The 22196-nt window shown below is 70.5% G+C and carries 22 protein-coding genes; 13 read left to right on the top strand and 9 right to left on the bottom strand.

Annotation, left to right across the window (positions count from 1 at the left end):
• The first annotated feature begins 13 nt into the window (after positions 1-13).
• Together ACIG5F_RS44125 and ACIG5F_RS44120 are read left to right on the top strand one after the other, a co-directional pair.
• The gene (locus ACIG5F_RS44125; protein WP_396526220.1) at positions 14-1315 is read left to right on the top strand and encodes a 3-oxoacyl-ACP reductase; all 1302 of its coding nucleotides are present in this window, start codon (positions 14-16) and stop codon (positions 1313-1315) included.
• Positions 1315-2160, top strand: a complete 846-nt coding sequence (locus ACIG5F_RS44120) for a MaoC family dehydratase (RefSeq protein ID WP_396526219.1) — start codon at positions 1315-1317, stop codon at positions 2158-2160. Before ACIG5F_RS44125 ends, ACIG5F_RS44120 begins: the two co-directional genes overlap by 1 nt.
• 197 nt (positions 2161-2357) lie before the next feature.
• Here the strand turns inward: ACIG5F_RS44120 and ACIG5F_RS44115 are convergent, their stop codons facing one another.
• Positions 2358-3005, bottom strand: a complete 648-nt coding sequence (locus ACIG5F_RS44115; protein ID WP_396526218.1) for a TetR/AcrR family transcriptional regulator — start codon at positions 3003-3005, stop codon at positions 2358-2360.
• Between the two features lie 75 nt (positions 3006-3080).
• Between ACIG5F_RS44115 and ACIG5F_RS44110 the strand changes: the two genes are divergently transcribed.
• From ACIG5F_RS44110 to ACIG5F_RS44095, 4 genes are all read left to right on the top strand, one after another.
• Positions 3081-3620: an SCP2 sterol-binding domain-containing protein gene (locus ACIG5F_RS44110; protein ID WP_396526217.1), complete on the top strand. Its 540-nt coding sequence runs from the start codon at positions 3081-3083 to the stop codon at positions 3618-3620.
• 15 nt (positions 3621-3635) lie between these two features.
• A complete protein-coding gene (locus tag ACIG5F_RS44105; RefSeq protein ID WP_396526216.1) occupies positions 3636-4850 on the top strand; it encodes an acyl-CoA dehydrogenase family protein in 1215 nt (404 codons plus the stop codon).
• Between the two features lie 102 nt (positions 4851-4952).
• Entirely contained in the window at positions 4953-5525 is a 573-nt protein-coding gene (locus tag ACIG5F_RS44100) for a VOC family protein (protein ID WP_396526215.1), read from the top strand.
• A 122-nt stretch (positions 5526-5647) separates the two neighbouring features.
• Positions 5648-6559 (top strand): glutaminase, encoded by a 912-nt coding sequence (locus ACIG5F_RS44095; RefSeq protein ID WP_396526214.1) that lies wholly within the window; start codon positions 5648-5650, stop codon positions 6557-6559.
• Here ACIG5F_RS44095 and ACIG5F_RS44090 read toward each other — a convergent pair.
• The 3 genes from ACIG5F_RS44090 to ACIG5F_RS44080 all read right to left on the bottom strand — a co-directional run bounded on the left by ACIG5F_RS44090 (position 6556) and on the right by ACIG5F_RS44080 (position 9212).
• The gene (locus ACIG5F_RS44090) at positions 6556-7245 is read right to left on the bottom strand and encodes a hypothetical protein (RefSeq protein ID WP_396526213.1); all 690 of its coding nucleotides are present in this window, start codon (positions 7243-7245) and stop codon (positions 6556-6558) included. The genes ACIG5F_RS44095 and ACIG5F_RS44090 overlap by 4 nt on opposite strands.
• 28 nt (positions 7246-7273) lie before the next feature.
• Positions 7274-7693, bottom strand: coding sequence for a pyridoxamine 5'-phosphate oxidase family protein (locus ACIG5F_RS44085; RefSeq protein WP_396526212.1), 420 nt, complete (start codon positions 7691-7693; stop codon positions 7274-7276).
• Positions 7694-8267: 574 nt separating this feature from the next.
• Positions 8268-9212, bottom strand: a complete 945-nt coding sequence (locus ACIG5F_RS44080) for a MerR family transcriptional regulator (protein ID WP_396526211.1) — start codon at positions 9210-9212, stop codon at positions 8268-8270.
• Positions 9213-9412: 200 nt separating this feature from the next.
• Between ACIG5F_RS44080 and ACIG5F_RS44075 the strand changes: the two genes are divergently transcribed.
• Positions 9413-9625, top strand: coding sequence for a S1 RNA-binding domain-containing protein (locus ACIG5F_RS44075; RefSeq protein ID WP_396526210.1), 213 nt, complete (start codon positions 9413-9415; stop codon positions 9623-9625).
• 44 nt (positions 9626-9669) lie between these two features.
• On the opposite strand, the gene ACIG5F_RS44070 is transcribed toward ACIG5F_RS44075, so the two are convergent.
• Genes ACIG5F_RS44070 through pdhA form a run of 3 tightly spaced genes read right to left on the bottom strand, consistent with a single transcriptional unit; the run spans position 9670 to position 13241 of the window.
• The gene (locus tag ACIG5F_RS44070; protein ID WP_396526209.1) at positions 9670-11007 is read right to left on the bottom strand and encodes a dihydrolipoamide acetyltransferase family protein; all 1338 of its coding nucleotides are present in this window, start codon (positions 11005-11007) and stop codon (positions 9670-9672) included.
• Positions 11008-11022: 15 nt separating this feature from the next.
• Complete coding sequence (locus tag ACIG5F_RS44065) at positions 11023-12045, bottom strand: alpha-ketoacid dehydrogenase subunit beta (RefSeq protein ID WP_396526208.1); 1023 nt, start codon at positions 12043-12045, stop codon at positions 11023-11025.
• Positions 12045-13241 carry a pyruvate dehydrogenase (acetyl-transferring) E1 component subunit alpha gene (gene pdhA / locus ACIG5F_RS44060; RefSeq protein WP_396526207.1) on the bottom strand — a complete coding sequence of 399 codons (1197 nt, stop codon included), beginning with the start codon at positions 13239-13241 and terminating at the stop codon, positions 12045-12047. The genes ACIG5F_RS44065 and pdhA overlap by 1 nt, the downstream gene beginning before the upstream one ends.
• Positions 13242-13655: 414 nt before the next feature.
• Between pdhA and ACIG5F_RS44055 the strand changes: the two genes are divergently transcribed.
• The 3 genes from ACIG5F_RS44055 (at position 13656) to ACIG5F_RS44045 (ending at position 18189) form a co-directional block, all read left to right on the top strand.
• Positions 13656-13946: a hypothetical protein gene (locus ACIG5F_RS44055; RefSeq protein ID WP_396526206.1), complete on the top strand. Its 291-nt coding sequence runs from the start codon at positions 13656-13658 to the stop codon at positions 13944-13946.
• Position 13947: 1 nt separating this feature from the next.
• On the top strand, positions 13948-15375 hold the full coding sequence (locus ACIG5F_RS44050) for a M20/M25/M40 family metallo-hydrolase (RefSeq protein ID WP_396526233.1): 1428 nt from the start codon (positions 13948-13950) through the stop codon (positions 15373-15375).
• A gap of 129 nt (positions 15376-15504) precedes the next feature.
• Entirely contained in the window at positions 15505-18189 is a 2685-nt protein-coding gene (locus tag ACIG5F_RS44045; RefSeq protein WP_396526205.1) for an MGH1-like glycoside hydrolase domain-containing protein, read from the top strand.
• 12 nt (positions 18190-18201) lie between these two features.
• On the opposite strand, the gene ACIG5F_RS44040 is transcribed toward ACIG5F_RS44045, so the two are convergent.
• Positions 18202-18345: a hypothetical protein gene (locus tag ACIG5F_RS44040; protein WP_396526204.1), complete on the bottom strand. Its 144-nt coding sequence runs from the start codon at positions 18343-18345 to the stop codon at positions 18202-18204.
• Positions 18346-18533: 188 nt separating this feature from the next.
• On the opposite strand from ACIG5F_RS44040, the gene ACIG5F_RS44035 reads away from it, so the two are divergent.
• The 3 genes from ACIG5F_RS44035 to ACIG5F_RS44025 are packed head-to-tail and all read left to right on the top strand — an operon-like array spanning position 18534 to position 21060.
• Entirely contained in the window at positions 18534-19454 is a 921-nt protein-coding gene (locus ACIG5F_RS44035; protein WP_396526203.1) for an ABC transporter substrate-binding protein, read from the top strand.
• A gap of 8 nt (positions 19455-19462) precedes the next feature.
• Entirely contained in the window at positions 19463-20296 is an 834-nt protein-coding gene (locus ACIG5F_RS44030; RefSeq protein ID WP_396526202.1) for an amino acid ABC transporter permease, read from the top strand.
• Positions 20297-20307: 11 nt separating this feature from the next.
• Positions 20308-21060 (top strand): amino acid ABC transporter ATP-binding protein, encoded by a 753-nt coding sequence (locus ACIG5F_RS44025; RefSeq protein ID WP_396526232.1) that lies wholly within the window; start codon positions 20308-20310, stop codon positions 21058-21060.
• On the opposite strand, the gene ACIG5F_RS44020 is transcribed toward ACIG5F_RS44025, so the two are convergent.
• The gene (locus ACIG5F_RS44020; protein ID WP_396526201.1) at positions 21037-22134 is read right to left on the bottom strand and encodes an alpha/beta hydrolase family protein; all 1098 of its coding nucleotides are present in this window, start codon (positions 22132-22134) and stop codon (positions 21037-21039) included. The genes ACIG5F_RS44025 and ACIG5F_RS44020 overlap by 24 nt on opposite strands.
• Positions 22135-22196: the final 62 nt, after the last annotated feature.

Genomic DNA, 22196 nt, shown 5'->3' with positions numbered 1-22196 from the left:
GGAGGCGTCTCGCATGTCAGATCCGTACCTCCAGTTCGCCCAGTCCGGTTTCGGGCGGTTCGTCACCAGTCGACTCGGCCTGCCCCGGCCCGCGCGGCTGCGGCGCTACCGGCCGGGGCAGCCGGCGCTGGCGGGTCCGGTGCTGACCGGCGGATCCGGTCGGCTCGACGCCGTGCTCAAGGCGCACGCCACCGGCGGGGACGCCCCGTACGGCGGGCTCGTGTTCGACGCCACCGGCATCGACAGCCCCGAACAGCTGCGGGCGCTGCATTCCTTCTTCAGCCCGGTCATCCGCAAGCTCGGGCCGTGCGGACGGGTCGTGGTGCTCGGCACCCCGCCCGAGGAGCTGACCAGCGTGCCGGCGGTCGTCGCCCAGCGGGCGCTGGAGGGATTCGTCCGCTCCGTCGCCAAGGAACTGCGATCCGGCGGCACCGCCCAGCTCGTGTACGTCTCCGAAGGCGCCGAGCCCAACGTCGAGTCGACGCTTCGCTTCCTGCTCAGCGCCAAGTCGGCCTACGTGTCCGGGCAGGTGATCCGGGTCGGCGCCGCCGAGGTCGTCGAGCCGGTGGACTGGGAGCACCCGCTCGCCGACCGGGTCGCCCTGGTGACCGGCGCGTCACGGGGCATCGGCGCCGCCATCGCCGAGGTGCTCGCCCGGGACGGCGCACACGTCGTGTGCCTCGACATCGCCGCGCAGGGCAGCGAGCTGTCCGAGGTGGCCAACCGGGTCGGCGGTTCCGCCCTCCAGATGGACATCACCGCGCCGGACGCGCCCGCCCGGCTCGTCGAGTACTTCCAGCTGCGGCACGAGGGCGTGGACATCGTCGTGCACAACGCCGGCATCACGCGGGACAAGACCCTGGCCAAGATGACCGACGCCCAGTGGGACGCCGTGCTCTCGGTCAACCTGGCCAGCCAGCTGCGGGTCAACGACGGGCTGCTGCGCGCCGACGCCTTGCGCCGCAACGGCCGTATCGTCGGGGTGTCGTCCATCGCCGGCATCGCCGGCAATGTCGGGCAGACCAACTACGCCACCAGCAAGGCCGGCGTCATCGGCATGGTCCGGTCGCTGGCGCCCGAGCTGGCCAGCCGGGGCAGCACCATCAACGCCGTCGCCCCCGGCTTCATCGAGACCAAGATGACCGCCGCCGTGCCGCTGGTCATCCGGCAGGCCGGGCGGCTGATGAACAGCATGTCCCAGGGCGGGCTGCCGGTCGACGTCGCGGAAACCATTGCCTGGTACGCCAATCCGGCCTCGTCCGGGGTCAACGGCAACGTCGTCCGGGTGTGCGGCCAGAGCCTGCTGGGGGCCTGATGTACCTGCGTGCCGCGTTGACCAGCTTCCGGCGCGGCGGCTCCTCGCTGCCCGCCGACTCCCCGTCCCGCTCGGATGTCTCCGTCGATGTCCCGCATTTGGCTTCGTACAACCGGGTTTGCGGCTTCAGGCTGCGGGACGAGCTGCCGGCCACCTATCCCCACGTGCTGGCTTTTCCCTTGCAGATGCGGCTCATGACCGCGCCCGGCTTCCCTTTTCCGTTACCGGGCTTGGTGCACATCGCCAACCGCATCACCGTTTCGCGCCCGATCCTCGCCTCCGAACGCTTCGACCTCCAGGTCCGGGCCGTCGACCTCCGGCCGCACGAGCGGGGCCAGCAGTTCGACGTTGTCAGCGAGCTGCTGATCGATTCCGCCGTGGTGTGGACCGACGTGAGCACTTATCTGCGCCGCTCCAATTCCACCGGCTCCTCTTCGGCGCCCTTCGACGTCCCCGCTCCGTCCGCCATCTGGTCCGTCCCCGGCGACATCGGCCGCCGCTACGCCTCCGTCTCCGGCGACCGCAATCCCATCCACCTCAACGCCTTGGCCGCCCGCCTGTTCGGCTTCCGGCGGGCCATCGCCCACGGCATGTGGACCAAGGCCCGGTGTCTGGCCGCCCTCTCCGAACGCCTGCCGTCCTCCTACACCGTCGACGTCCGCTTCAAGCTGCCCGTGCTGCTGCCGGCCAAGGTCGGCTTCAGCGCCTCCGCCGCGGACTCCGGCTGGGAGTTCGCCGTCCACGACGTGCGCACCGGCCGTCCGCACCTGGCCGGCGTCGTCGATCAGCGCACCAGCGCCGCGCCCCAGCCCCCGTCCACCGCCAGCACCCGACCGGCGACGTAAGCGGACTCGCGAAGAGCTGCACCGCCTGGGTCCTCTGGCTGTCGTGCCGACCGGGCACGCGCTAGCTACGACCCCGCAGCCCCCGCCCATTCCCAGGGGGGCGACCCCGAGCCCAGTCTACCAGCGGAAACGTCCCGTCGATCTTGAAGCGGGTTGGCCTGTGGACAACTCGGGAGTCGGAGCGAGGCTGTGGACAACTACTTCGGCGGTTGCCACATCTGGCCGTCGACCAGGTTGCCGAAGCCCATCCACACCAGGTTCATCAGGCGGGCGGCGACCGTGCCGGCGGATTCCTCGGGATGGTCGAGCCACCAGTCGGCCAGGGATTCGCCGGCGCCGACGAGGGCGGCGGCCATGGCGTCGGCGTGCAGGGAGGCGGCCTCGCTGTCGGCGGTGTTGGTCAGCAGGGCGGCGACGAGGCTGATGGCCCGGCGGCGCATGTCCATCAGCTCCTGGGCGAAGGGACCGCCCTGGGCGCTGGCCTGCCGGTGCAGGACCCGCCAGCTGTCGCGGTACTCGCCGACGAAGCCGAAGAATGCCCGCAGGCCGTGCCAGAGCTGCACGTCCGGCCGGTCGCCGGCCTCGCTGACGCCGGCGGCGATGGCCTCCATGAGCCTGGTGGCCTCGCGGCGGATGCACGCGGCGAACAGGTCCTCCTTGGAGCCCAGGTAGGCGTAGACCATGGGCTTGGAGATGTCGGCGACCTCGGAGATCTCGTCCATCGACGCGGCGTGGTAGCCGCGCTGGGAGAAGACCTCGACGGCGGCGTCGAGGATCTGCCGCTCACGCACCTCGCGTGGCAGCCGCTTGGCCCGGACCCGACCGGCCGCGTCATTAGTCCGCATTCGATGCAGGCTAGCTTGCCGGCGTACCTACTAACCAGTAGGCTTACCCGTCAGTAGGTACGCGGAGGTGGGGTTATGGCCGACATCGAGCAGTTGGCATCGATCGACCCGAAGAAACTCGGCAAGGACGAGTTCGTGGCACTGCTGTCCTCCTTCACCGAGGCGGCCGACGGCGGCGCGGAGTTCGACCTCAGCGCGATGCCGCCGCAGGACTTCGCGCGGATCATCTCGCGGGCGTCGAAGGACCAGATCGAGGCCGTGATGGCCGTGCCCGCGCTGCGCGGGCCGATCCTGGACGAGGTGTTCCGGCGGATGGAGGTGCACTTCCGCACCGAGCGGGCCGGCTCCACCCGGGCCGTCGTGCACTTCCGCCTGACGGGCGGCGACGACTTCGACCGGTACCAGGTGCGCATCGACGACGGCGCGTGCGCGATCACCAAGGGCGGCGAGGACGAGCCGCGGGCCACCGTGACGCTGGCCCCGCTGGAGTTCCTCAAGCTGGCCACCGGCAACGCGTCCGCCCCCGTGCTGTTCATGACCGGGAAGCTGAAGGTCAAGGGCGACCTGGGCTTCGCGGCCGGCTTCATGAGCCTGTTCGACATCCCCAAGGCGTGAGAGGACAAACTCCCCATGGCCGGCTTCTCCCTCGAACTCAACGAGGACCAGCGCGACCTGCGTGACTGGGTCCACGGCTTCGCCAAGGACGTGATCCGGCCGGCGGCGCCGGAGTGGGACGAGCGCGAGGAGACACCGTGGCCGATCATCCAGGAGGCCGCCAAGATCGGCCTCTACGGATTCGAGTCGCTGGCGACCTGGTTCGCCGACCCGATCGGCCTGTCCCTGCCGCTGGCCACCGAGGAGCTGTTCTGGGGTGACGCCGGCATCGCGCTGGCGATCATGGGCACCGGGCTCGCGGTGGCCGGCATCTTCTCCGCCGGCGAGCCGGAGCAGCTGGCCGAGTGGGTGCCGGAGTGCTTCGGCGACGAGAACGACCCCAAGGTGGCGGCCTTCTGCGCCTCGGAGCCGCAGGCCGGCTCCGACGTCTCCGGCTACAAGACCCGGGCCCGCTACGACGAAGCGACCGACGAGTGGGTGATCAACGGCCAGAAGGCATGGGCCACCAACGGCGGCATCGCCAACGTGCACGTCGTCACCGCCGTCGTCGACCCCGCACTCGGGGCCCGCGGCCAGGCCGGCTTCATCGTGCCGCCCGGCACCCCCGGCGTCGCCAGCACCCGCAAGATCAAGAAGCACGGCCTGCGCGCATCGCACACCGCCGACGTGTTCTTCGACGACGTGCGGGTGCCCGGCCGCTGCGTGCTCGGCGGCAAGGAGCGTCTGGAAGCCCGCCTCGCCCGGGCCCGCGAGGGCAAGCGGGCCGGTGGTCAGGCCGCCATGGCCACCTTCGAGACCACCCGCCCCACCGTCGGAGCCATGGCCGTCGGCGTCGCCCGCGCCGCCTACGACTACGCCCTCGAGTACGCCAAGGACCGTGAGGCCTTCGGCCGCAAGATCATCGAGAACCAGTCCATCGCCTTCGACCTGGCCAACATGCGCATGGAGATCGACGCCGCCCGCCTGCTGGTCTGGCGGGCCGCCTGGATGGGCCGCAACAACGTGCCCTTCGAGGCCGGCGAGGGCTCCATGTCCAAGCTCAAGGCCAGCGAGGTCGCCGTCTGGTCCACCGAGCGCGCCATCCAGATCCTCGGCGGCGCCGGCTACACCCGTGAGCACCCGGTCGAGCGCATGCACCGCGACGCCAAGATCTTCACCATCTTCGAGGGCACCTCGGAGATCCAGCGCCTGGTCATCTCCCGCAACATCTCCGGGATCCACATCCCCTGACCCGGCCGTCGACCGCGACGAGGCACCCGAGACTGAGGCCGGGTGCCTCGTCGCTGTTTCGATCCCGGCCGCCCCGCTTAGCCAAAAGTGCAGACGGTCGGCGTGAAGGTGCAAACGAGCCAACCTCGACCTTGCGACCGCCACACGCATCAAGCCTACGATCGCAGTTGCGTCACCAAAAAAATGGACCCGACCAGCACCACACAGAGGAAAATCGTGGCCTTCGATCACATCTGCATCATGGTGAGCGACCTGGACCGATCGTTGCCCTTCTACCAGGACCTTCTGGGATTCAAGAATGTCATGTACGACGTGACTCAGCCCGGAGACTGGTTCGATGCGTCGACGCTCGACGACATTCTCGGCACGAAGAACGCGGCGAACCGGATCGTGGTCGTCACCGACGACGACGGCGCGACGCTGGAGCTGCAACAGGCGGCCAACCCGCTCACCACCAAGACTCCGGACGAGTACCTGCGCTACGGCGCGACCGGCATCACGGAACTGGCGCTCAGGGTCTCCGACATCGACGACCTCTTTCAGCGCGTCAAGGCCGCCGGTTACGAGACTCAGACCGACTACATCTGGTCCCCGATGCCCGGCGCCCGCTCCTTCCTGTTCTACGACCCCGACGGCGCGCTGATCCAGGCCGTCGAGGCCAACCTGGGCAACTGAGGCGATGCCGGCGCACGCAGGTCAGCGGACAGCAGTCAGAAACGGTCCCCTCGCCTGCCGATGAGTCGCGGCGTCAGTGTGGACGGTCACCGCCCAGCATTCGCGCGCACCACAATGACCGGGTGAACTACCAGGAGCTGATCGACGACGCCGTGGACGCGGCTCGGACCCATCTCGGGCGTGGCAAGGTCGCCGACTACATTCCGGCGTTGGCCTGCGCGGACCCGAATGCGATGGGGATGGCGGTGGCGACGGTCGAGGGCGAGGTGTTCCAGGCCGGCGACGCCGGGACGAAGTTCTCGATCCAGAGCATCTCGAAGCTGTTCACGCTGGCGCTGGTGCTGGCCGAGGGCGGGGACGCGTTGTGGCGGCGGGTGGGGCGGGAGCCGTCCGGAAATCCGTTCAACTCGTTGGTGCAGCTGGAAACCGAACACGGCATCCCCCGCAACCCGTTCATCAACGCCGGCGCGATCGTGGTGACCGACCGGCTGCTCAGCCTCACCGGCGACGCGGCGGCGTCGGTGCGCGAGTTTCTGCGGGCCGAGTCGGGAAACCCGAGTCTGGGAACGAATGAAGGCATCGCGGCGTCGGAGGCGCAGCACGGGCACCGCAATGCGGCGCTGGCTCATTTCATTGCCAGCCACGGCAATCTGGACAACGACGTGGACACCGTGCTGACGCAGTACTACGCGCACTGCGCCATCGAAGCCGACTGCCGGGATCTCGCCCTGGCCGGCCGGTTCCTGGCCCGGCACGGGGTTCGGGCCGACGGCCAGCGGCTGTTGGCCCGCAGCGAGGCCAAGCAGATCAACGCCGTGCTGCTGACCTGCGGCACCTACGACGCGGCCGGCGAGTTCGCGTACCGGGTCGGGCTGCCGGGCAAGAGCGGCGTCGGCGGCGGGGTGCTGGCGATCATGCCGGGCCGGGGCGCGGTGTGCGCCTGGAGTCCCGGCCTGGACCCGGCCGGCAACTCGGTGGCGGCCGTCGCGGCGCTGGACGCGTTCACCACGGCCAGCGGCCTGTCGGTGTTCTAGGTGGCCTGCGGCTTCTCGGGCGGCTGATAGGTGTCGGTGGGCGGCAGGTTGACCGGCACCTCGAAGCCCATCGGCGGCGTGTCCACGTCCACCTGGTAGACGACCACCTCCTCCTCGACCGCGGTCGCCGGCACGGGCCCGGGGGCTTCCGGCTCCAGGCCCAGCATCAGCACGAAGCTCAGCGCGCCGAGCAATGCCGCGGCGACGAACAGCCACAAGCCAGCGCCGGGGGTGAAGGAGAACACGGAGGAGTCGCCGCTGCTGGCGATCGTGTCCAGGAGGTTGGTGGCGGAGAGCCAGGCGTAGCCGGCGATCAGGCCGGTGGCGGCGACCGCGAACAGCCGCACCTGCGCCACCTGCCGGGGCGCCACGGCGCGTCGGCGCAGCAGCAGGTCGGCGCCGTACAGCGCGAGCGCCCCGGCCACGAGCGCCGGCACGCCGAAGTAGTTGGTGTGGCTGGTGGGTCCGAAGACCGACCCGTACGTCGGGTAGTCGCTGACCCACGACGTGACCACGAACGTGCGGGTGAGCGGCGTCAGCCCCAACGGGAACGCCATCGTGATGGTGTAGATGGCCGCGAAGGTGCCGCCGATGGCCAGCAGACCGGTCAGCAGCAACACCACACCCGCGACCGTCCGGCGGGAGGGCAGCCGGACCACCGGCACGGACGGCGTCGGTTCGCTCATGTCACGATTCTGCACGAACTCGACGCGCTCAGTAGCGCTTGATCCGCTCCACTTCCCGGCCCGGCCGCCACACCTGGATCAGCAGGTGCTTGCCGTCGTCGCCGAGACCGGTGAACACGGCCTGCCGTAAATCGAGCCGGAACTTGTGGTGCTGGCTCACCGTGGCGTCCTCGACCGCGACCCCGTCGAGCTTGGCGTCGCCGTCGGGACCGGGACAGGAGTGCAGCGCGAACCGCCCGTCCCGCAGCAGATCCCGGGCCTTCACCGCGCCGAGCATGGAGCCGATGGTCAACTCCGCCCCGTCGAACGCCACCTCGGTTCCGCTGACCCTGGGCGACCCGTCCCGGCGGACCGTGGCGAGCACGTGGCTCACCTGGGCCGTCAGCACCCGCCGGACCTCGGCGGCGAGGTCCGGCGCCTCCCCTTCGAACTGCTGCCACGTCGCCATGCCGGCCACTCTGGCAGCCACCCCTGACAAAACCGGCCGTCCGCAGCGCGAGAGCACGAATCGCATCCAGCCACACCCCCATGGGAACCCGGTCTGACCAGCGCACATCAGGCTCTGCCGGAACCCCACCCAACTCCAAATCCCCACCCAACCCTGGGGGCCGGCCCCGCTGCCAGCCTACTCAGTGGTGGGGGCGGCGGGGCGGGCGAAGATCCAGATGTGGACAACTCGGGGGCTGTGGACAAACGAGAATCGGCTGGTCGGGAGGTGGGTGACGGCGGTCAGGGCCGGGAGATGGGCAACGAGACGGGTTATCGGGAAAGCGGCCAGGAGACGAGCGAGGAGCTGGCCGCGAGGGCGTAGCCATCACCCTGGCCGGCCGGGACGAGGAGCCCCGCTGGAAGAGCATCTCCGACGCGCTCAGTAGCGCTTGATCCGCGCCACTTCCGAGCATCTGTTCACCGATCTGGACGTGCCGACCGACGAGAGCCGGAAAGAGGGCGGCGGGCCGGGATCCCGGAGGAAGCCGGCCCGCCGGGGTCGGTCGCGGGCGTCCGGGAGCTGGACGCCGGAGTCAGTCGCCGGCTCGGGTGGCGGCGGTGAGCCAGTCGCGGGCGGGCTTGGGGTTGGGGTATTCGGGCCAGCTGTTGATGATGCCGAGCAGGGTCCAGTACCGCTCGGCGCGGTCGTCGGCGAAGATCTCGTAGAGGCGGCCGAGCCAGGCGGCGAACTCGGCGTCGTCGTCGCGGCCGATGGCGGTGGCGAGGGCGGCGCGCATGTCGGCGACGATGCGGCGGCCGGTGGCGGAGTCCGGGGTCTCGCCGGCGGCCATGGCCTCGGTGACCTTGGTCAGGGCCTGCTCGTAGGCGGTCTGCCAGGCCTGCGACACGACGTTGGAGTCGTCGCCCTGCTCGGTCATCCGGAAGTTCTCGACGGCCATCGCACGGGTCTTGGCCCGAAAGCCCGGATCGCGGACCAGCTCGACGAACTCGATCCAGGCCTCGACCTGCTCGGGGGTGGGGTCGTCGGGCAGGTCGGCGCGGACCTTGCGCATCCAGGCGGCGGTGTCGGACTCGGGCAGGCCGGCGTCGACCTCGGCCCAGAAGTCGTCGAGGATCGCCTGCCGCTCCTCCTCGGTCATGCGGGCCAGTTCGTGCACCATCTCCAGCTCCTTGGGGCTCGACCCCCGCTTGGCCACGGCGCGCAGCACCGATCGTCGCAGCCGCAGCGTCCGGATCTGGACGTCGAGCGCGGCGGCGTGTTCCGCGGCCAGCTCCGGGATGCCCACCTCGAGGGAGAGCACCCGGTGCACGGTCGGCAGGTCGACGCCGAGCTCACGCAGCGTGCGAACGAACCGGAGCCGGGTCAGCGCCTGGATGTCGTACATCCGGTAGCCGGCGTGGGTGCGTTCGGTCGGGGGCAGCAGACCGGAGTCGGAGTAGAAGCGGATGGTCCGCACGGACAGGCCGGTCAGCCTGGCCAGTTCTCCGATCCCGTACAGGTCGTCGTCCCCGTTCACGCCCACAACGGTGAAGTCTCCACCTACTGGAGGGTCAACGCATTTACGGCTAGGCTCGCCGCCGTGACTGCCGGGTCGGCCTTGAGCCATCAGCGGATCGGGTTCCCGGCCGCGGCGTGACCGCCTCGCGGGCCCGCGGCCCGCCTCCACGCGCATTCGTCCACTCAGGACTCGCGCGACGGAGAGGAGGTGAGAAACGCATGTCCTGGAACGAATTCCTGGCCGGCCATCGGGTCGGCGACGTCGTCGACGGCACGGTGAGCAAGGTGTTGCCGTTCGGCGCGTTCGTGCGGGTGGCCGGCTTTGACGGCCTGCTGCCGCAGGTCAAGACCGTGAGCGACGGGCAGCCGGTGCGGGTGCGCATCCTGGCGATCGACGACGCGGGCGAGCGGTTCAGCCTGGAGATGGCCTGAACGGGGCCGGCAGGGGCGGAGTACGGCCGCCCCTGCCGGTGTCCTCAGTAGGTGATCGCGACCGCCGGGTCGGCCAGCAGCGCGCCGACGTCGGCCAGGAACTGCGAGCCCTGCTGGCCGTCGACCACCCGGTGGTCGAAGCTCAGCGCCAGCTGGCACACCTTGCGCGCCACCACCTGGCCGTCGACCACCCACGGCATGTCGCGGATGGCGCCGAAGGCCAGGATCGCCGACTCGCCGGGGTTGATGATCGGCGTGCCGGTGTCCACGCCGAACACGCCGACGTTGGTGATGGTGATGGTGCCGCCCAGCATGTCGGCGGGCGTGGTCTTGCCCTCCCGAGCGGTGTCGGTGAGCTGCTGCAACGCCTCGGCCAGCCCCCGCAGCGAGAGCTGGTCGGCGTCGCGGACCTTGGGCACGACCAGGCCCCGCGGCGTGGCGGCCGCGATGCCGAGGTGCACGTAGTCCTTGTAGACGATCTCGTTGGCGGCGGCGTCCCAGGTCGCGTTGACGTCCGGGGTGCGCCGCACCGCGAGGCAGACCGCCTTGGCCGCGAACACCAGCGGGGTGAGCTTGACGCCCCGGAACTCCGGGCTGTCCTTGAGCTTGGCCCGCAGCTCCATCATCGGCGTGACGTCGATGGTCAGGAACTCGGTGACGTGCGGGGCGGTGAAGGCGCTGTCGACCATGGCCTGGGCGGTCGCCTTGCGCACGCCCTTGATCGGCACCCGGCGCTCGCCCCGGGAGGCGACCGCCGGAGCAGCGGCGGCGACCGGGGTCGCGGCCTGCTCAACGTCCTCACGGGTGATCACGCCACCGGGACCGCTCCCGGCCAGCGCGGCCAGGTCGATGCCCAGGTCCTTGGCCAGCTTGCGGACCGGCGGCTTGGCCAGCGGCACGTAGCCGCCGGCGACCGGCTGCGGCTCGGGCGCGATCACCGGCGCCGTCACGACCGGCGGCGTCGGGACGATGGCGGCCGGGGCGACCGCGGCCGAAACGGCGGCCGAGGCCGGCACCGCCGCCGGGGCGCCGACCCGGGCGCGGCGCTTGGCGGTGACCGCCTTGACGCCGTAGCCGACCAGGTTGGGCACCCGCTCCGGCTCGACCGAGCCGTTGGCCGGCGCGGCCTCCCCGTTCGGATCGGTGTCGATCACGATGATCGGGGTGCCGACGTCGACCGTCTTGCCCGGCTCGGCCAGCAGCTCGGTCACCACGCCCGCGAACGGGCAGGGCAGCTCCACCGCGGCCTTGGCGGTCTCGATCTCCACGATGATCTGGTTGACGGTGACCGTGTCGCCCGGCTTGACGTGCCAGGTGAGGATCTCCGCCTCGACCAGCCCCTCGCCCACGTCGGGCAGGGGAAAGTGCTTAAACTGCGGCATGACTGCGCGATCCCCTTACCAGGCCAGTGAACGGTCGACGGCGGCCAGCACCCGGTCCAGGTCGGGCAGGAAGTTCTCCTCCAACTTGGCCGGCGGGTACGGGGTGTCGAATCCGGTCACCCGCAGCACGGGCGCCTCCAGGGAGTAGAAGCACTCCTGCTGGACCTTGGCGGCGATCTCGCCGGCGATCGAGGACTCGCTGGGCGCCTCGCTGACCACGATCAGCCGGCCGGTGCGCCGCACCGACTCGTAGACCGGGCCCAGGTCGAGCGGGGACAGCGAGCGCAGGTCGATGACCTCGAGGTCGAGGCCGTCCTCCGCGCCGGCGATGGCGGCGTCCATGCTGGTCCGCACCATCGGGCCGTAGGTGGCGATGGTCGCCGTCGAGCCCGGGCGCAGCACCCGCGAGCTGAACAGCGGCTGCGGGGTCACGGTCGTGTCCAGCTCCGCCTTCTCGTGGTAGCGGCGCTTGGGCTCGAAGAACAGCACCGGGTCGTCGCACTCGATGGCCTGGCGCAGCATCCAGTACGCGTCGACCGGGTTGGAGCAGGCGACCACCTTCAGGCCGGCGGTGTGCGCGAAGTACGACTCCGGCGACTCCGAGTGGTGCTCGACCGCGCCGATGCCGCCGCCGAAGGGCACCCGCACCACGATCGGCAGCTTGATCTTGCCCTGGGTCCGGTAGTGCAGCTTGGCCAGCTGGCTGACGATCTGGTCGAAGCCGGGGAAGATGAAGCCGTCGAACTGGATCTCGCACACCGGCCGGTAGCCGCGGATGGCCAGGCCGATGGCGGTGCCGATGATGCCGGACTCGGCCAGCGGCGTGTCCAGCACGCGCTGCTCGCCGAAGTCCTTCTGCAGGCCGTCGGTGACACGGAAGACGCCGCCGAGCTTGCCGACGTCCTCACCCATGACGATGACCTTGGGGTCGCGCTCCATCGAGACGCGCAGGGCCTGGTTGAGGCCCTTGATCATGGTGATCGTCTGCGGCGCGGCCGACGGGATGTCGGTCGAGCGGTCCATCGTCGGCGCGGCCATCAGTGCTCACCTCCGGCGAACCCGGCGAGGTAGGTCTCGTACTCGTCCCGTTGGGCCTGCAGCACGGGGCTGGGCTCGGCGTAGACGTTGTCGAACATCCGACCGGGCGGCGGCTCCGGCAGGGTGACGCAGTGCTCACGCAGCACGGCGGCCAGCTCGTCGGCCTCGGCCTCGACGCCGTCGAAGAAGTCGTGGTCGGCGAAGCCGTTGCGGCTCAGGTGGGCCTTGACCCGCTCGATCGGGTCCTTCAGCTTCCATTCCTCCACCTCGGTGGACAGCCGGTAGCGGGTGGCGTCGTCGGAGGTGGTGTGCGAGTCCATGCGGTACGTGAACGCCTCGATCAGCACCGGGCCGTTGCCGTGCCGGCACTCGTCCAGCGCCCAGCGGGAGACCGCGAGCGTGGCCAGCACGTCGTTGCCGTCGACCCGGATGCCGGGGAAGCCGTAGCCGCGGGCCCGCTGGTACAGCGGGAGCCGGCTCTGCCGCTCGGTCGGCTCGGAGATGGCCCACTGGTTGTTCTGGCAGAAGAACACCAGCGGCGCGTCGTAGACCGAGGCCCACACGAAGGCCTCGTGCACGTCGCCCTGGCTGGTCGCGCCGTCACCGAAGAAGACCATGGTGGCCTCGCCGTTGTCGTCGCCGACATGGGAGTCGAAGCGCTGGCCCATGGCGTAGCCGGCGGCGTTGAGGCACTGGTTGCCGATCACGATCGTGTAGGGGTGGAACCGCTTGGCCACCGGATCCCACGCGCCGTGGTCGACGCCGCGGAACATGCCCACGATGTCGTTCGGGTGAATGCCCCGGCACCAGGCCACGCCGTGCTCGCGGTAGCTGGGGAAGGCCATGTCGGTCGGCCGCAGGGCCCGGCCGGCGCCGATCTGCGCGGCCTCCTGGCCCAGCAGCGGCACCCACAGGCCCAGCTGGCCCTGCCGCTGCAGCGCGTTCGCCTCCCGGTCGGCCCGGCGGACCAGGACCATGTCCCGGTACAGGCCGCGCAGCTCCTCGGGGGTGATGTCGATGTGGAAGTCCGGGTGGTCGACGCGCTCACCCTCGGGGGTCAGCAGCTGGACCAGCTCCGGGCCGCCTTCGCTGGTGGCCCGCAAACCCGCGATCACCTGCTCCGCCGTTGGCCTGGCCGCGGTGGCGGCTGGGGCTCCCGACGGCTGCGGTCGCGTCCATCGTTCTGGGGACGACATTGCGCCTTCTCCTCGTCTACGACGCCGGCCGGCCGCTTGTGGCGGACCGGACGCGACTTGGTCGCCGGCCACCGCTGACCCGGTGGGGTGAAACGGTGGTCCGTCGACACTGACGGAACTCTCTTCCATCCTGACACGCGCTCACTCGAACTGGTGAGCGTCACCACACCACAGTCAACCAAGCGTGACCACCTACACCACCGTGAACTGGGAAAACACCTGACCGGCCCAGGCTAACCGGCCGCGGCGGCGCAGTACCCGGCGACACCGGCCCAGTACTCGTCGCCCACCGTGCCCACGGTGTTAGCCCGGCTCGCTATAGTGATCTTGGGGGATTCGTCGGGACCTGGGGGAGGCAGCCGGCGAGTGCGAGGGGTGTCAACCCGCGCAGCCATACCTGCCGAAGGGCCGCTAATGCCGATCATCACCAAGCTCACACGCCAGATCGACGGCAGTGAGTACCCGTTCTCCAAGCGTGACTTCCCGACCCAGCTGATCTCGGCGATCAGCGAGTGCGGATGCAAGCAGGGGGAGCACAGCTACACCACGATCGCCGTCACCCAGACGGACTCCGCCACGCTGGAGCGCCGCAAGTGCGTGTGCACCGGCTGCCACGAGTGCGAGACCTACGAGGTGCGGGTCATGCCGCACGCGCCCAGCACCGGCCGCCGCCACTCCGAACCGATCGGCCGCTCCGCCTCCTAGTATCGGCCGGGTGGAGTCAACAGCACTGTTCAGCACCGTCAGCCGGCTGTGGGACGACGCCGTCCTGCCCAGCCTCTCCGAGTTCATCGCGATCCCGGCCGTGTCGCCCGCGTTCGACCCGGACTGGGCCGCCAACGGGCACCTGGCCGCGGCCGTCGCGCATGTGCGGTCCTGGATCGCCGACCGCGATCTCCCGGGCGTCGAACTCGACGTCGTCCAGCTGCCCGAGCGCACCCCGCTGCTGCTGGTCGACATTCCCGCCCTGCCAGGCCACGAGGACGCCGGCACCGCCCTGCTCTACGGGCACCTCGACAAGCAGCCGCCGGTCGGCGGCTGGGCCGACGGCCTGGACGCGTGGACCCCCGTGGTCCGGGACGGCCGGCTGTTCGGGCGGGGCGCAGCCGACGACGGCTACGCCGGTTACGCCGCCATCGCCGCGGTCGAGGCGCTGCGGGCCAACGGCGGCGCGCACGGCCGTTGCGTGATCATGCTGGAGGCCTGCGAGGAGTCCGGCAGCCCCGACCTCGAGGCGTACGTGCGGCACCTGACCGACCGGCTCGGCCGGGTGACCCTGGTGGTCTGCCTCGACTCCGGCGCCGCCGACTACGAGCGGATGTGGCTGACCACCTCGCTGCGGGGCATGGTCCAGGTGACCGCCACCGTGCAGGTGCTGGAGTCCGGCCAGCACTCCGGCATGGTCAGCGGCATCGTGCCCAGCTCGTTCCGGATCTTCCGGCAGCTGCTTGACCGCATCGAGGACTCGGCCACCGGCCGCATCGCCCTCTCCGAGATGCACGTGGAGGTGCCCGCCGGCCGGCAGGCCGAGATCAGGGAGAGCGTCTCCACCGCGCCCGGCTTCGCCAGCGCCGGCATCCCGTTCGCCGACGGCGTCGCCCCGGTCAGCGGCGACGAGGTCGAGCAGGTGCTGAACAACACCTGGGGCCCGACCCTGTCCATCATCGGGGCCGACGGGCTGCCCAAGCCGGCCGACGCCGGCAACGTGCTGCGGCCCTCCACCACCCTCGTGCTCAGCTTCCGGCTGCCGCCGACCGCCGACTCCGCCGCAGCGCTGGAGGCCGTCGTCAAGGCCCTGACCACCGACGTGCCCTACGGGGCCCACGTCGAGCTGGCCCGCCTCGAGCACGCCGACGGCTGGAACGCCCCCGAGCTCGCGCCGTGGCTGCGCGGGGCCCTGGACGGCGCCAGCCAGGAGGTCTTCGGCGGCCCGTGGCGGACCCTGGGCGTCGGCGGCTCCATCCCGTTCATGGGCCTGCTCAACGGCATCTACCCCGAGGCCCAGTTCGTCGCCACCGGCGCGCTCGGCCCCGGCAGCAACGCCCACGTGCCCGACGAGTCGCTGCACATCGAGTACGCCAAGAAGATCACCGTGGCCATCGCGAAGGTGCTCGACGCCCACGCCCGGCACTGACTTGACGCCGCGCCGGCACCCGTGCTCCCCCAGGTCCAGAGGGGATTTTCGGGCGCCGGCGCGACCGGCCGGGCACAATGACCGGCCACATCGGACGGGCTGCCGGCGACCGTGCCGCAGACTGGTGGGGTGAGCGAGCAGATCGAGTGGGCGCGGCTGGCCGAGTCGGACGGGGCCGACGGGCCGTGGCGGCACTGGGGGCCGTACCTGTCGGGGCGGCAGTGGGGGACGGTTCGCGAGGACTACTCGGCCAGCGGGGACGCCTGGTCGTTCTTTCCGTTCGATCACGCGCGGGCACGGGCCTACCGGTGGGGCGAGGACGGGATCGCCGGCATCTGCGACCGGAACGGGTTCCTCAATCTGGGGCTGGCGCTGTGGAACGGCCGGGACCCGATCCTCAAGGAGCGCTACTTCGGCCTGGCCAATGAGGAGGGCAACCACGGCGAGGACGTCAAGGAGCACTGGTGGATCCTCGACGGCACGCCGACGCACTCCTGGATGAGCGTGCTCTACCGGTACCCGCAGGCGGAGTACCCGTACCAGCGGCTGCGGGAGATGGCCCGGGCGGCGGGACGGGAGGGGCGGGAGCCGGAGCTGGCGGACACGGGGGTGTTGGCGGACAACCGGTTCTTCGATGTCGTGACCACATACGCCAAGGCGGGGCCGTACGACATCTGCGTGGAGATCGCGGCGACGAACCAGGGGCCGGACGCGGCGCCGCTGCATCTGTTGCCGCAGCTGTGGTTTCGCAACACTTGGGCGTGGGGGCGGGACGCCCGGCGGCCGGCGTTGGAAGCGACGAGGGTGCGCGGCCGGTGCGCGGTGGTGGCGGAGCACTCCTCCCTCGGCCGCTACACGCTGCACTTCGACGGCGCGCCGACGTTGCTGGTGACGGACAACGAAACCAACGAGGTGGCGCTGTTCGGCAGTGACAGCAACGAAACCCGCTACACCAAGTGCGGCATCGACGAGCACGTGGTCGGCGGCGCGACGGGCACATGCCAGGTGATCCACGAGGGTGTCGCGTCCCGGCCGGGCACCAAGGCGGCGGCCTGGCACCGGTTCGACGAGGTGGCCTCGGGCGAGACGGTGACGGTCCGGCTGCGGCTGGTCGCCGGCAACGGCCACGACGACCCGTTCGGCCCGAGCTTCGCGGCGGCGATGAGCGATCGCCGTGCGGAGGCCGACGAGTTCCACGAGAGCCTGGCCTCCGATCTGGACGAGCCACGGCGGCAGGTGCTGCGCCGGTCGCTGGCCGGTCTGATGTGGACGAAGCAGCACTACCGGTTCAAGGTGCGGGACTGGCTGGAGGGCGACCCGGCCCAGCCGCCGGCCCCGGACCTGCGCCGCGGCATCGGCGCGCGCAACGTGCACTGGCGGCACTTCGACGTGGCCGACGTGATCTCCATGCCGGACGAGTGGGAGTACCCCTGGTTCGCGGCCTGGGACCTGGCCTTCCAGGCGGTGCCGTTCGCGCTGGTGGACCCGGCCTTCGCCAAGGAGCAGCTGCTCCTGCTGTGTCGCGAGTGGATGATGCATCCCAACGGCCAGCTGCCGGCCTACGAGTGGGACTTCGGCGATGCCAACCCGCCGGTGCACGCGTGGGCGGCGTTGCAGGTGTACCGGGCGGAAGCGGTGCCGGACCGGCGCTTCCTGTCCCGGATCTTCCACAAGCTGCTGCTGAACTTCTCGTGGTGGGTCAACCGCAAGGACGCCGACGGCAGCGACCTGTTCGAGGGCGGCTTCCTCGGCATGGACAACATCGGCCCGGTCAACCGGTCCGCGCCGATGCTGGGCGACTGGCGGCTGGAGCAGTCCGACGCCACCTCGTGGATGGCCGCGTTCAGCCTGCACCTGTTGCAGATGGCGCTGGAGCTGGCCCGCGAGGACGAGTCCTATGAGGACGTGGCCACCAAGTTCGTTGAGCACTTCCTCTACATCGCCCGGGCCTTCAACAACTTCGGCTCCGGCACCCGCGGCCTGTGGCACGAGGAGGACGGCTTCTGCTACGACCTGGTGTCGCGGCAGCGGCCGGACGGCGGCGTCGACTCCGAGCACGTCCGGGTGCGGTCCATGGTGGGGCTGATGCCGGTGCTGGCCCAGGCCGTGCTGGAGCCGTGGGTGTTCACCGAGCTGCCCGGCTTCACCAGCCGGCTGGAGTACCTGCTGCGCAAGCAGCCGGAGTTCACCCAGTTCATCACCTGGCAGCAGGTGGGCGACGAGCGCCGGGCCAGCCTCGCCCTGCTGGACGCCGGCAAGCTGCGCCGGGTGCTGGGCTACATGCTCGACGAGGCCGAATTCCTGTCCCCGCACGGCATCCGTTCCCTGTCGGCCGCCCACCGGGACGGCGTGGACGTGCGGTTCGCCGGCCAGGCCCATCTCATCGGCTACGAGCCGGGCGAGTCGCGGACCCCGATGTTCGGCGGCAACTCCAACTGGCGGGGGCCGATCTGGTTCCCCACCAACGCCCTGCTGGTGGAGGCGCTGCGCCAGGTCGACGACTTCCACGACGGGCAGTTCCACGTCGACCTGCCCACCGGCTCCGGCAACGCCGTGACCGCCGGCCAGGCCGCCGACGAACTGGCCCGCCGCCTGGTGAGCATCTTCCTGCCCACCGCCGACGGCAGCCGCCCGTGCGACGGCAAGCGCGTGGAGGCCACCGACTCGCCCCTGTGGCGTCCGCACATCGCCTTCAGCGAGTACTTCGACGGCGACACCGGGGAGGGCCTCGGCGCCACCCACCAGACCGGCTGGACAGCGTTGGTGGCCCGACTCCTGACTAGTCCGGTTCACAATCCAACGCGACAAGGCTGAGTTCGCGAGCGGTCAGGTGCCGGACCCAAGGGCCCGGCTCCACCGCGACAGCCTCGATCGCCTCGCGATGATGCGCTCGGCTGGATTGCGCCGAATCCGAGCGTCTGCGCCGAGCAGCACGTAGCCGTCCCGGGCAGCCTCCGCGATCCAGCGCACGTCGGCGACGAGCTGGCTGGCAGGCCGGATCTTTCGTCTCGGCTGGCGACCTGGCCGAACTATGACGCTGGGTAACTTTCCTGGCACATCTCTTACGCGTAGGTGACAAACCGTGACCGTAAAGGTCTATCAACTCGCTCGATCGGGTGACAGGATGCGGCAAAACCGACAGTGAGCGGAGGCACGCCGTGTCCAGATTCGGAGCGAGAGCCGCGCTGGCTCTGCCCATCGTCCTGTTGCTCGCGGCCGGCTGCGGCGCGACCGGCAACGGCAGTGGCGACACGGGCAGCGCCGGCGGCACGTCGTCGACGGCGGTGAGCGGTCCGGGCAAGAACGCGACGCTGGCCGCGATGGTGCCGGCCGACGTGGCCAAGGACGGCAAGCTGACGATCGGCACCGACACCACTTACGCGCCGAACGAGTTCGTGGACGACAGCAACAAGACGGTCGGCATGGACATCGACCTGGGCGACGCGATCGCCCAGGAGCTGGGCCTGACCGCGGACTTCCAGGCGGCCAGCTTCGACGGCATCCTGGCCGGGCTGTCGGCCGGCAAGTTCGAGCTGGCGATGTCCTCGTTCAGCGTGAACGCCGACCGGCTGCAGACCGTGGACATGGTCAGCTACTTCACCGCCGGCACCTCGATGGCGGTGCTCAAGGGCAACCCGGCCGGCCTGACCCTGGACTCCCTGTGCGGCCACACGGTGGCGGTGCAGAAGGGCACCACCCAGTCCGACGACCTGGCCACCCGCTCGGCCACCTGCACCCAGGGCGGCAAGGGCCCGATCACCATCTCGGAGTTCCAGGCCCAGACCGACGTCGCGCTGGCGCTGACCTCCAAGCGCGCCGACGCCATGCTGGCCGACTCCCCGGTGGTGGACTACGCGGTCAAGCAGACCAACGGCCAGCTGGAGAAGGTCGGCTCCTCCTACGCCAACGCCCCGTACGGCATCGGCGTGGCCAAGAACAAGGGCGACTTCGCCAAGGCGGTGCAGGGCGCGGTGCAGGCCCTGATCGACGACGGCACGTACAAGAAGATCCTGGACAAGTGGGGGGTCGGGGCGGGCGCGGTCGCCAAGTCCGAGCTGAACCCGGCGACCTCCAGCTGAGGTAGGCCATGTCGAACCCGATCCAGGCGGTGCCGGTCCGCCACCCGGGGCGCTGGCTCGCGGCCGCGGTCATCCTGGTCCTGGCCGCGATGCTGGCGCACACCCTGGTCACCAACGAGAACTTCCACTGGGACATCGTCGGCAAGTACCTGACCACCGACAGCATCCTCAACGGCCTGAAGAACACGCTGATCCTGACCGCGCTGTCGATGCTGATCGGCATCGTGGGCGGGATCGTGCTGGCCGTGATGCGGCTGTCGGCCAACCCGCTGATGTCCTGGGCCGCGGCCGGCTACATCTGGCTGTTCCGCGGCACGCCGGTGATCACCCAGCTGCTGTTCTGGTTCTACCTGGGCGCCCTGTTTCCCCGGCTGGGGCTGGGCATTCCGTTCGGGCCGACGTTCGTCAGCGTGGACACCAACTCGCTGATCGCCCCGTTCACCGCGGCCCTGCTGGGGCTGGGGCTGAACGAGGCGGCCTACATGGCCGAGATCGTGCGCGGCGGCATCCTGTCGGTGGAGCACGGGCAGACCGAGGCGGCCGAGGCGCTGGGCATGACCCGGGCCAAGATCCTGCGTCGGATCGTGCTGCCGCAGGCCATGCGGGTGATCATTCCGCCCACCGGCAACGAGACGATCTCCATGCTCAAGACCACATCGCTGGTGGTGGTGATCGCCTACTTCGAGCTGATGACGGCCGTGCAGCAGATCTACTCCCGCAACTTCCAGACCATTCCGCTGCTGATCGTGGCGGCGATCTGGTACCTGCTGCTGACCTCGGTGCTGACGCTGATCCAGGGCCGCATCGAGAAGCGCTTCGCGCGGGGGACGGTGAACCGGTGACCGACGAGCTCATGGTCAGGGCCGAGGGCGTGCACAAGAGCTTCGGCCGGGTCGAGGTGCTCAAGGGCATCGACCTCGAAGTGCGGCCGGGCGAGGTGATGTGCGTGATCGGACCGTCCGGCTCGGGCAAGTCCACGCTGCTGCGCTGCGTCAACCACCTGGAGAAGATCAACGCCGGGCGGCTGTGGGTGGACGGCGAGCTGGTCGGCTACCGGCAGAAGGGCGACAAGCTCTACGAGCTGCACGACCGGGAGGTGGCCCGCAAGCGGCGCGAGATCGGCATGGTGTTCCAGCGCTTCAACCTGTTCCCGCACATGACGGCGGTGGAGAACGTGATGGAGGCGCCGGTCCAGGTCCGGGGCGAGCCGAAGGCGCAGGCCCGGGAGCGGGCGCTGGAGCTGCTGGCCCAGGTGGGGCTGGCCGAGAAGGCCGGCTCCTACCCGGGCCAGCTGTCCGGCGGCCAGCAGCAGCGGGTGGCGATCGCCCGGGCGCTGGCCATGCGGCCCAAGCTGATGCTGTTCGACGAGCCGACCTCGGCGCTGGACCCGGAGCTGGTCGGCGACGTGCTGGCGGTGATGCGCCAGCTCGCCGCCGACGGCATGACCATGGTGGTGGTCACGCACGAGATGGGTTTCGCGCGCGAGGTCGGTGACTCGCTCGTGTTCATGGACGGTGGCGTCGTGGTCGAGCAGGGCTCGCCCCGCGACGTGATCACCGATCCGCAGCACGAGCGGACCCGGTCATTTCTGGCGAAGGTGCTCTGACAGCCAGCGGGCCAGGTCGTTGATCGGCTGCCGGTCGATGGGCTGGAAGTCGTCGGCGAACAGCGACGGCGTCCGGCCCAGCGAGTGCCCGAGCTCCGGGTAGAAGCGCAACGAGCCGTGCAGGGCGGCGTTCAGCTTGAACGCCCCCGCCGGCGGCACGTTGGCGTCCCGCCCGCCTTGCAGCACCAGGGTCGGGAACTTGGCCAGGGCCCGGGCCTGGTCCAGCACCGAGGGCAGGGCGCGGCCGGGGGCGTAGATCTTGAACACGCCGTCCGGCTGGAACGCGGCGTCGAACGTCTTGCGCAGGCCCGGCAGGAACTCGGTGTCCACGTCCATCTTGCCGTCGCCATTGGCGTCGAAGGCCGGGGCGATGGTGTAGTCGCCCTGGTAGGCCCCGGGCTGGATGAAGCCGAGGTACTCGGTGGCGACCAGGCCGCCGCCGCCCTTGGCCGCCCGCTGGAGATCGTCCGGCGCCAGCTGCCGGCCGAAGGTCGCGAGGTAGGGCCGGGCGACCCGGGTGGCCTGGTCGGTGAACAGGTCCCGCCACGGCTCGGCGACCGGCCCCTGCAAGGCGAGGCCGGCCAGCTCCGGATGCTTGACCGCCAGCGCGGCGGCGACCGTGCTGCCCTCGCTCCAGCCGTAGAGGAACACGTGGCGCGGGTCGACGTGCTGGTCGGCCTCGGCGGCGGCGAGCACCTGGCCGGCGTCGTCGAGCATCTTGGGCAGGTCGAGCTTGTTGTAGTAGCTGACGTAGTCGGCCGTGCCGTCGGCGTTGACGTACCGCTTGTCGTAGCGCATCACGGCGAAGCCGCGGGCGGTCAGTCCGGCCGAGATGTCGGCGAAGATCGTCGACTTGCCCAGCACGTTGGCGTCCCGGTTCTCCGGCCCTGAGCCCGGGATCAGCACCACCACCGGCGCGTGGGCGACGCCGGTCGGGTAGTCCAGCTGGCCGCCGCCGGTGAAGTCGCCGAACTGGAACGTGAACTGCTCGTGCCCGACGGCCGGGGCCGCCTGGGCGGTGGCCGTGCCGCCCAGTAGCAGGCCGGCCACGGCGAGTGTCGCTAGTCCCCTCATGCGCCGACCGTATTCCGAATAGTGGTCTTGTGTCCGGTCAAGTGGGCAGCCGGGCCGCGCGG

Source organism: Kutzneria sp. NPDC052558, from assembly GCF_044547355.1.
Classification (GTDB): domain Bacteria; phylum Actinomycetota; class Actinomycetes; order Mycobacteriales; family Pseudonocardiaceae; genus Kutzneria.
Note: the sequence above shows the minus strand (reverse complement) of the source record. Positions and strands in the feature narration are given on the sequence as shown.

Bases quoted from the DNA above. Each gene is read 5' to 3' on its own strand.
- ACIG5F_RS44125 (WP_396526220.1), top strand. From the start codon at position 14: ATGTCAGATCCGTACCTCCAGTTCGCCCAGTCCGGTTTCGGGCGGTTC.
- ACIG5F_RS44120 (WP_396526219.1), top strand. From the start codon at position 1,315: ATGTACCTGCGTGCCGCGTTGACCAGCTTCCGGCGCGGCGGCTCCTCG.
- ACIG5F_RS44115 (WP_396526218.1), bottom strand. From the start codon at position 3,005: ATGCGGACTAATGACGCGGCCGGTCGGGTCCGGGCCAAGCGGCTGCCA.
- ACIG5F_RS44110 (WP_396526217.1), top strand. From the start codon at position 3,081: ATGGCCGACATCGAGCAGTTGGCATCGATCGACCCGAAGAAACTCGGC.
- ACIG5F_RS44105 (WP_396526216.1), top strand. From the start codon at position 3,636: ATGGCCGGCTTCTCCCTCGAACTCAACGAGGACCAGCGCGACCTGCGT.
- ACIG5F_RS44090 (WP_396526213.1), bottom strand. From the start codon at position 7,245: ATGAGCGAACCGACGCCGTCCGTGCCGGTGGTCCGGCTGCCCTCCCGC.
- ACIG5F_RS44085 (WP_396526212.1), bottom strand. From the start codon at position 7,693: ATGGCGACGTGGCAGCAGTTCGAAGGGGAGGCGCCGGACCTCGCCGCC.
- ACIG5F_RS44075 (WP_396526210.1), top strand. From the start codon at position 9,413: ATGTCCTGGAACGAATTCCTGGCCGGCCATCGGGTCGGCGACGTCGTC.
- ACIG5F_RS44070 (WP_396526209.1), bottom strand. From the start codon at position 11,007: ATGCCGCAGTTTAAGCACTTTCCCCTGCCCGACGTGGGCGAGGGGCTG.
- ACIG5F_RS44065 (WP_396526208.1), bottom strand. From the start codon at position 12,045: ATGGCCGCGCCGACGATGGACCGCTCGACCGACATCCCGTCGGCCGCG.
- pdhA (WP_396526207.1), bottom strand. From the start codon at position 13,241: ATGTCGTCCCCAGAACGATGGACGCGACCGCAGCCGTCGGGAGCCCCA.
- ACIG5F_RS44055 (WP_396526206.1), top strand. From the start codon at position 13,656: ATGCCGATCATCACCAAGCTCACACGCCAGATCGACGGCAGTGAGTAC.
- ACIG5F_RS44030 (WP_396526202.1), top strand. From the start codon at position 19,463: ATGTCGAACCCGATCCAGGCGGTGCCGGTCCGCCACCCGGGGCGCTGG.
- ACIG5F_RS44025 (WP_396526232.1), top strand. From the start codon at position 20,308: ATGGTCAGGGCCGAGGGCGTGCACAAGAGCTTCGGCCGGGTCGAGGTG.
- ACIG5F_RS44020 (WP_396526201.1), bottom strand. From the start codon at position 22,134: ATGAGGGGACTAGCGACACTCGCCGTGGCCGGCCTGCTACTGGGCGGC.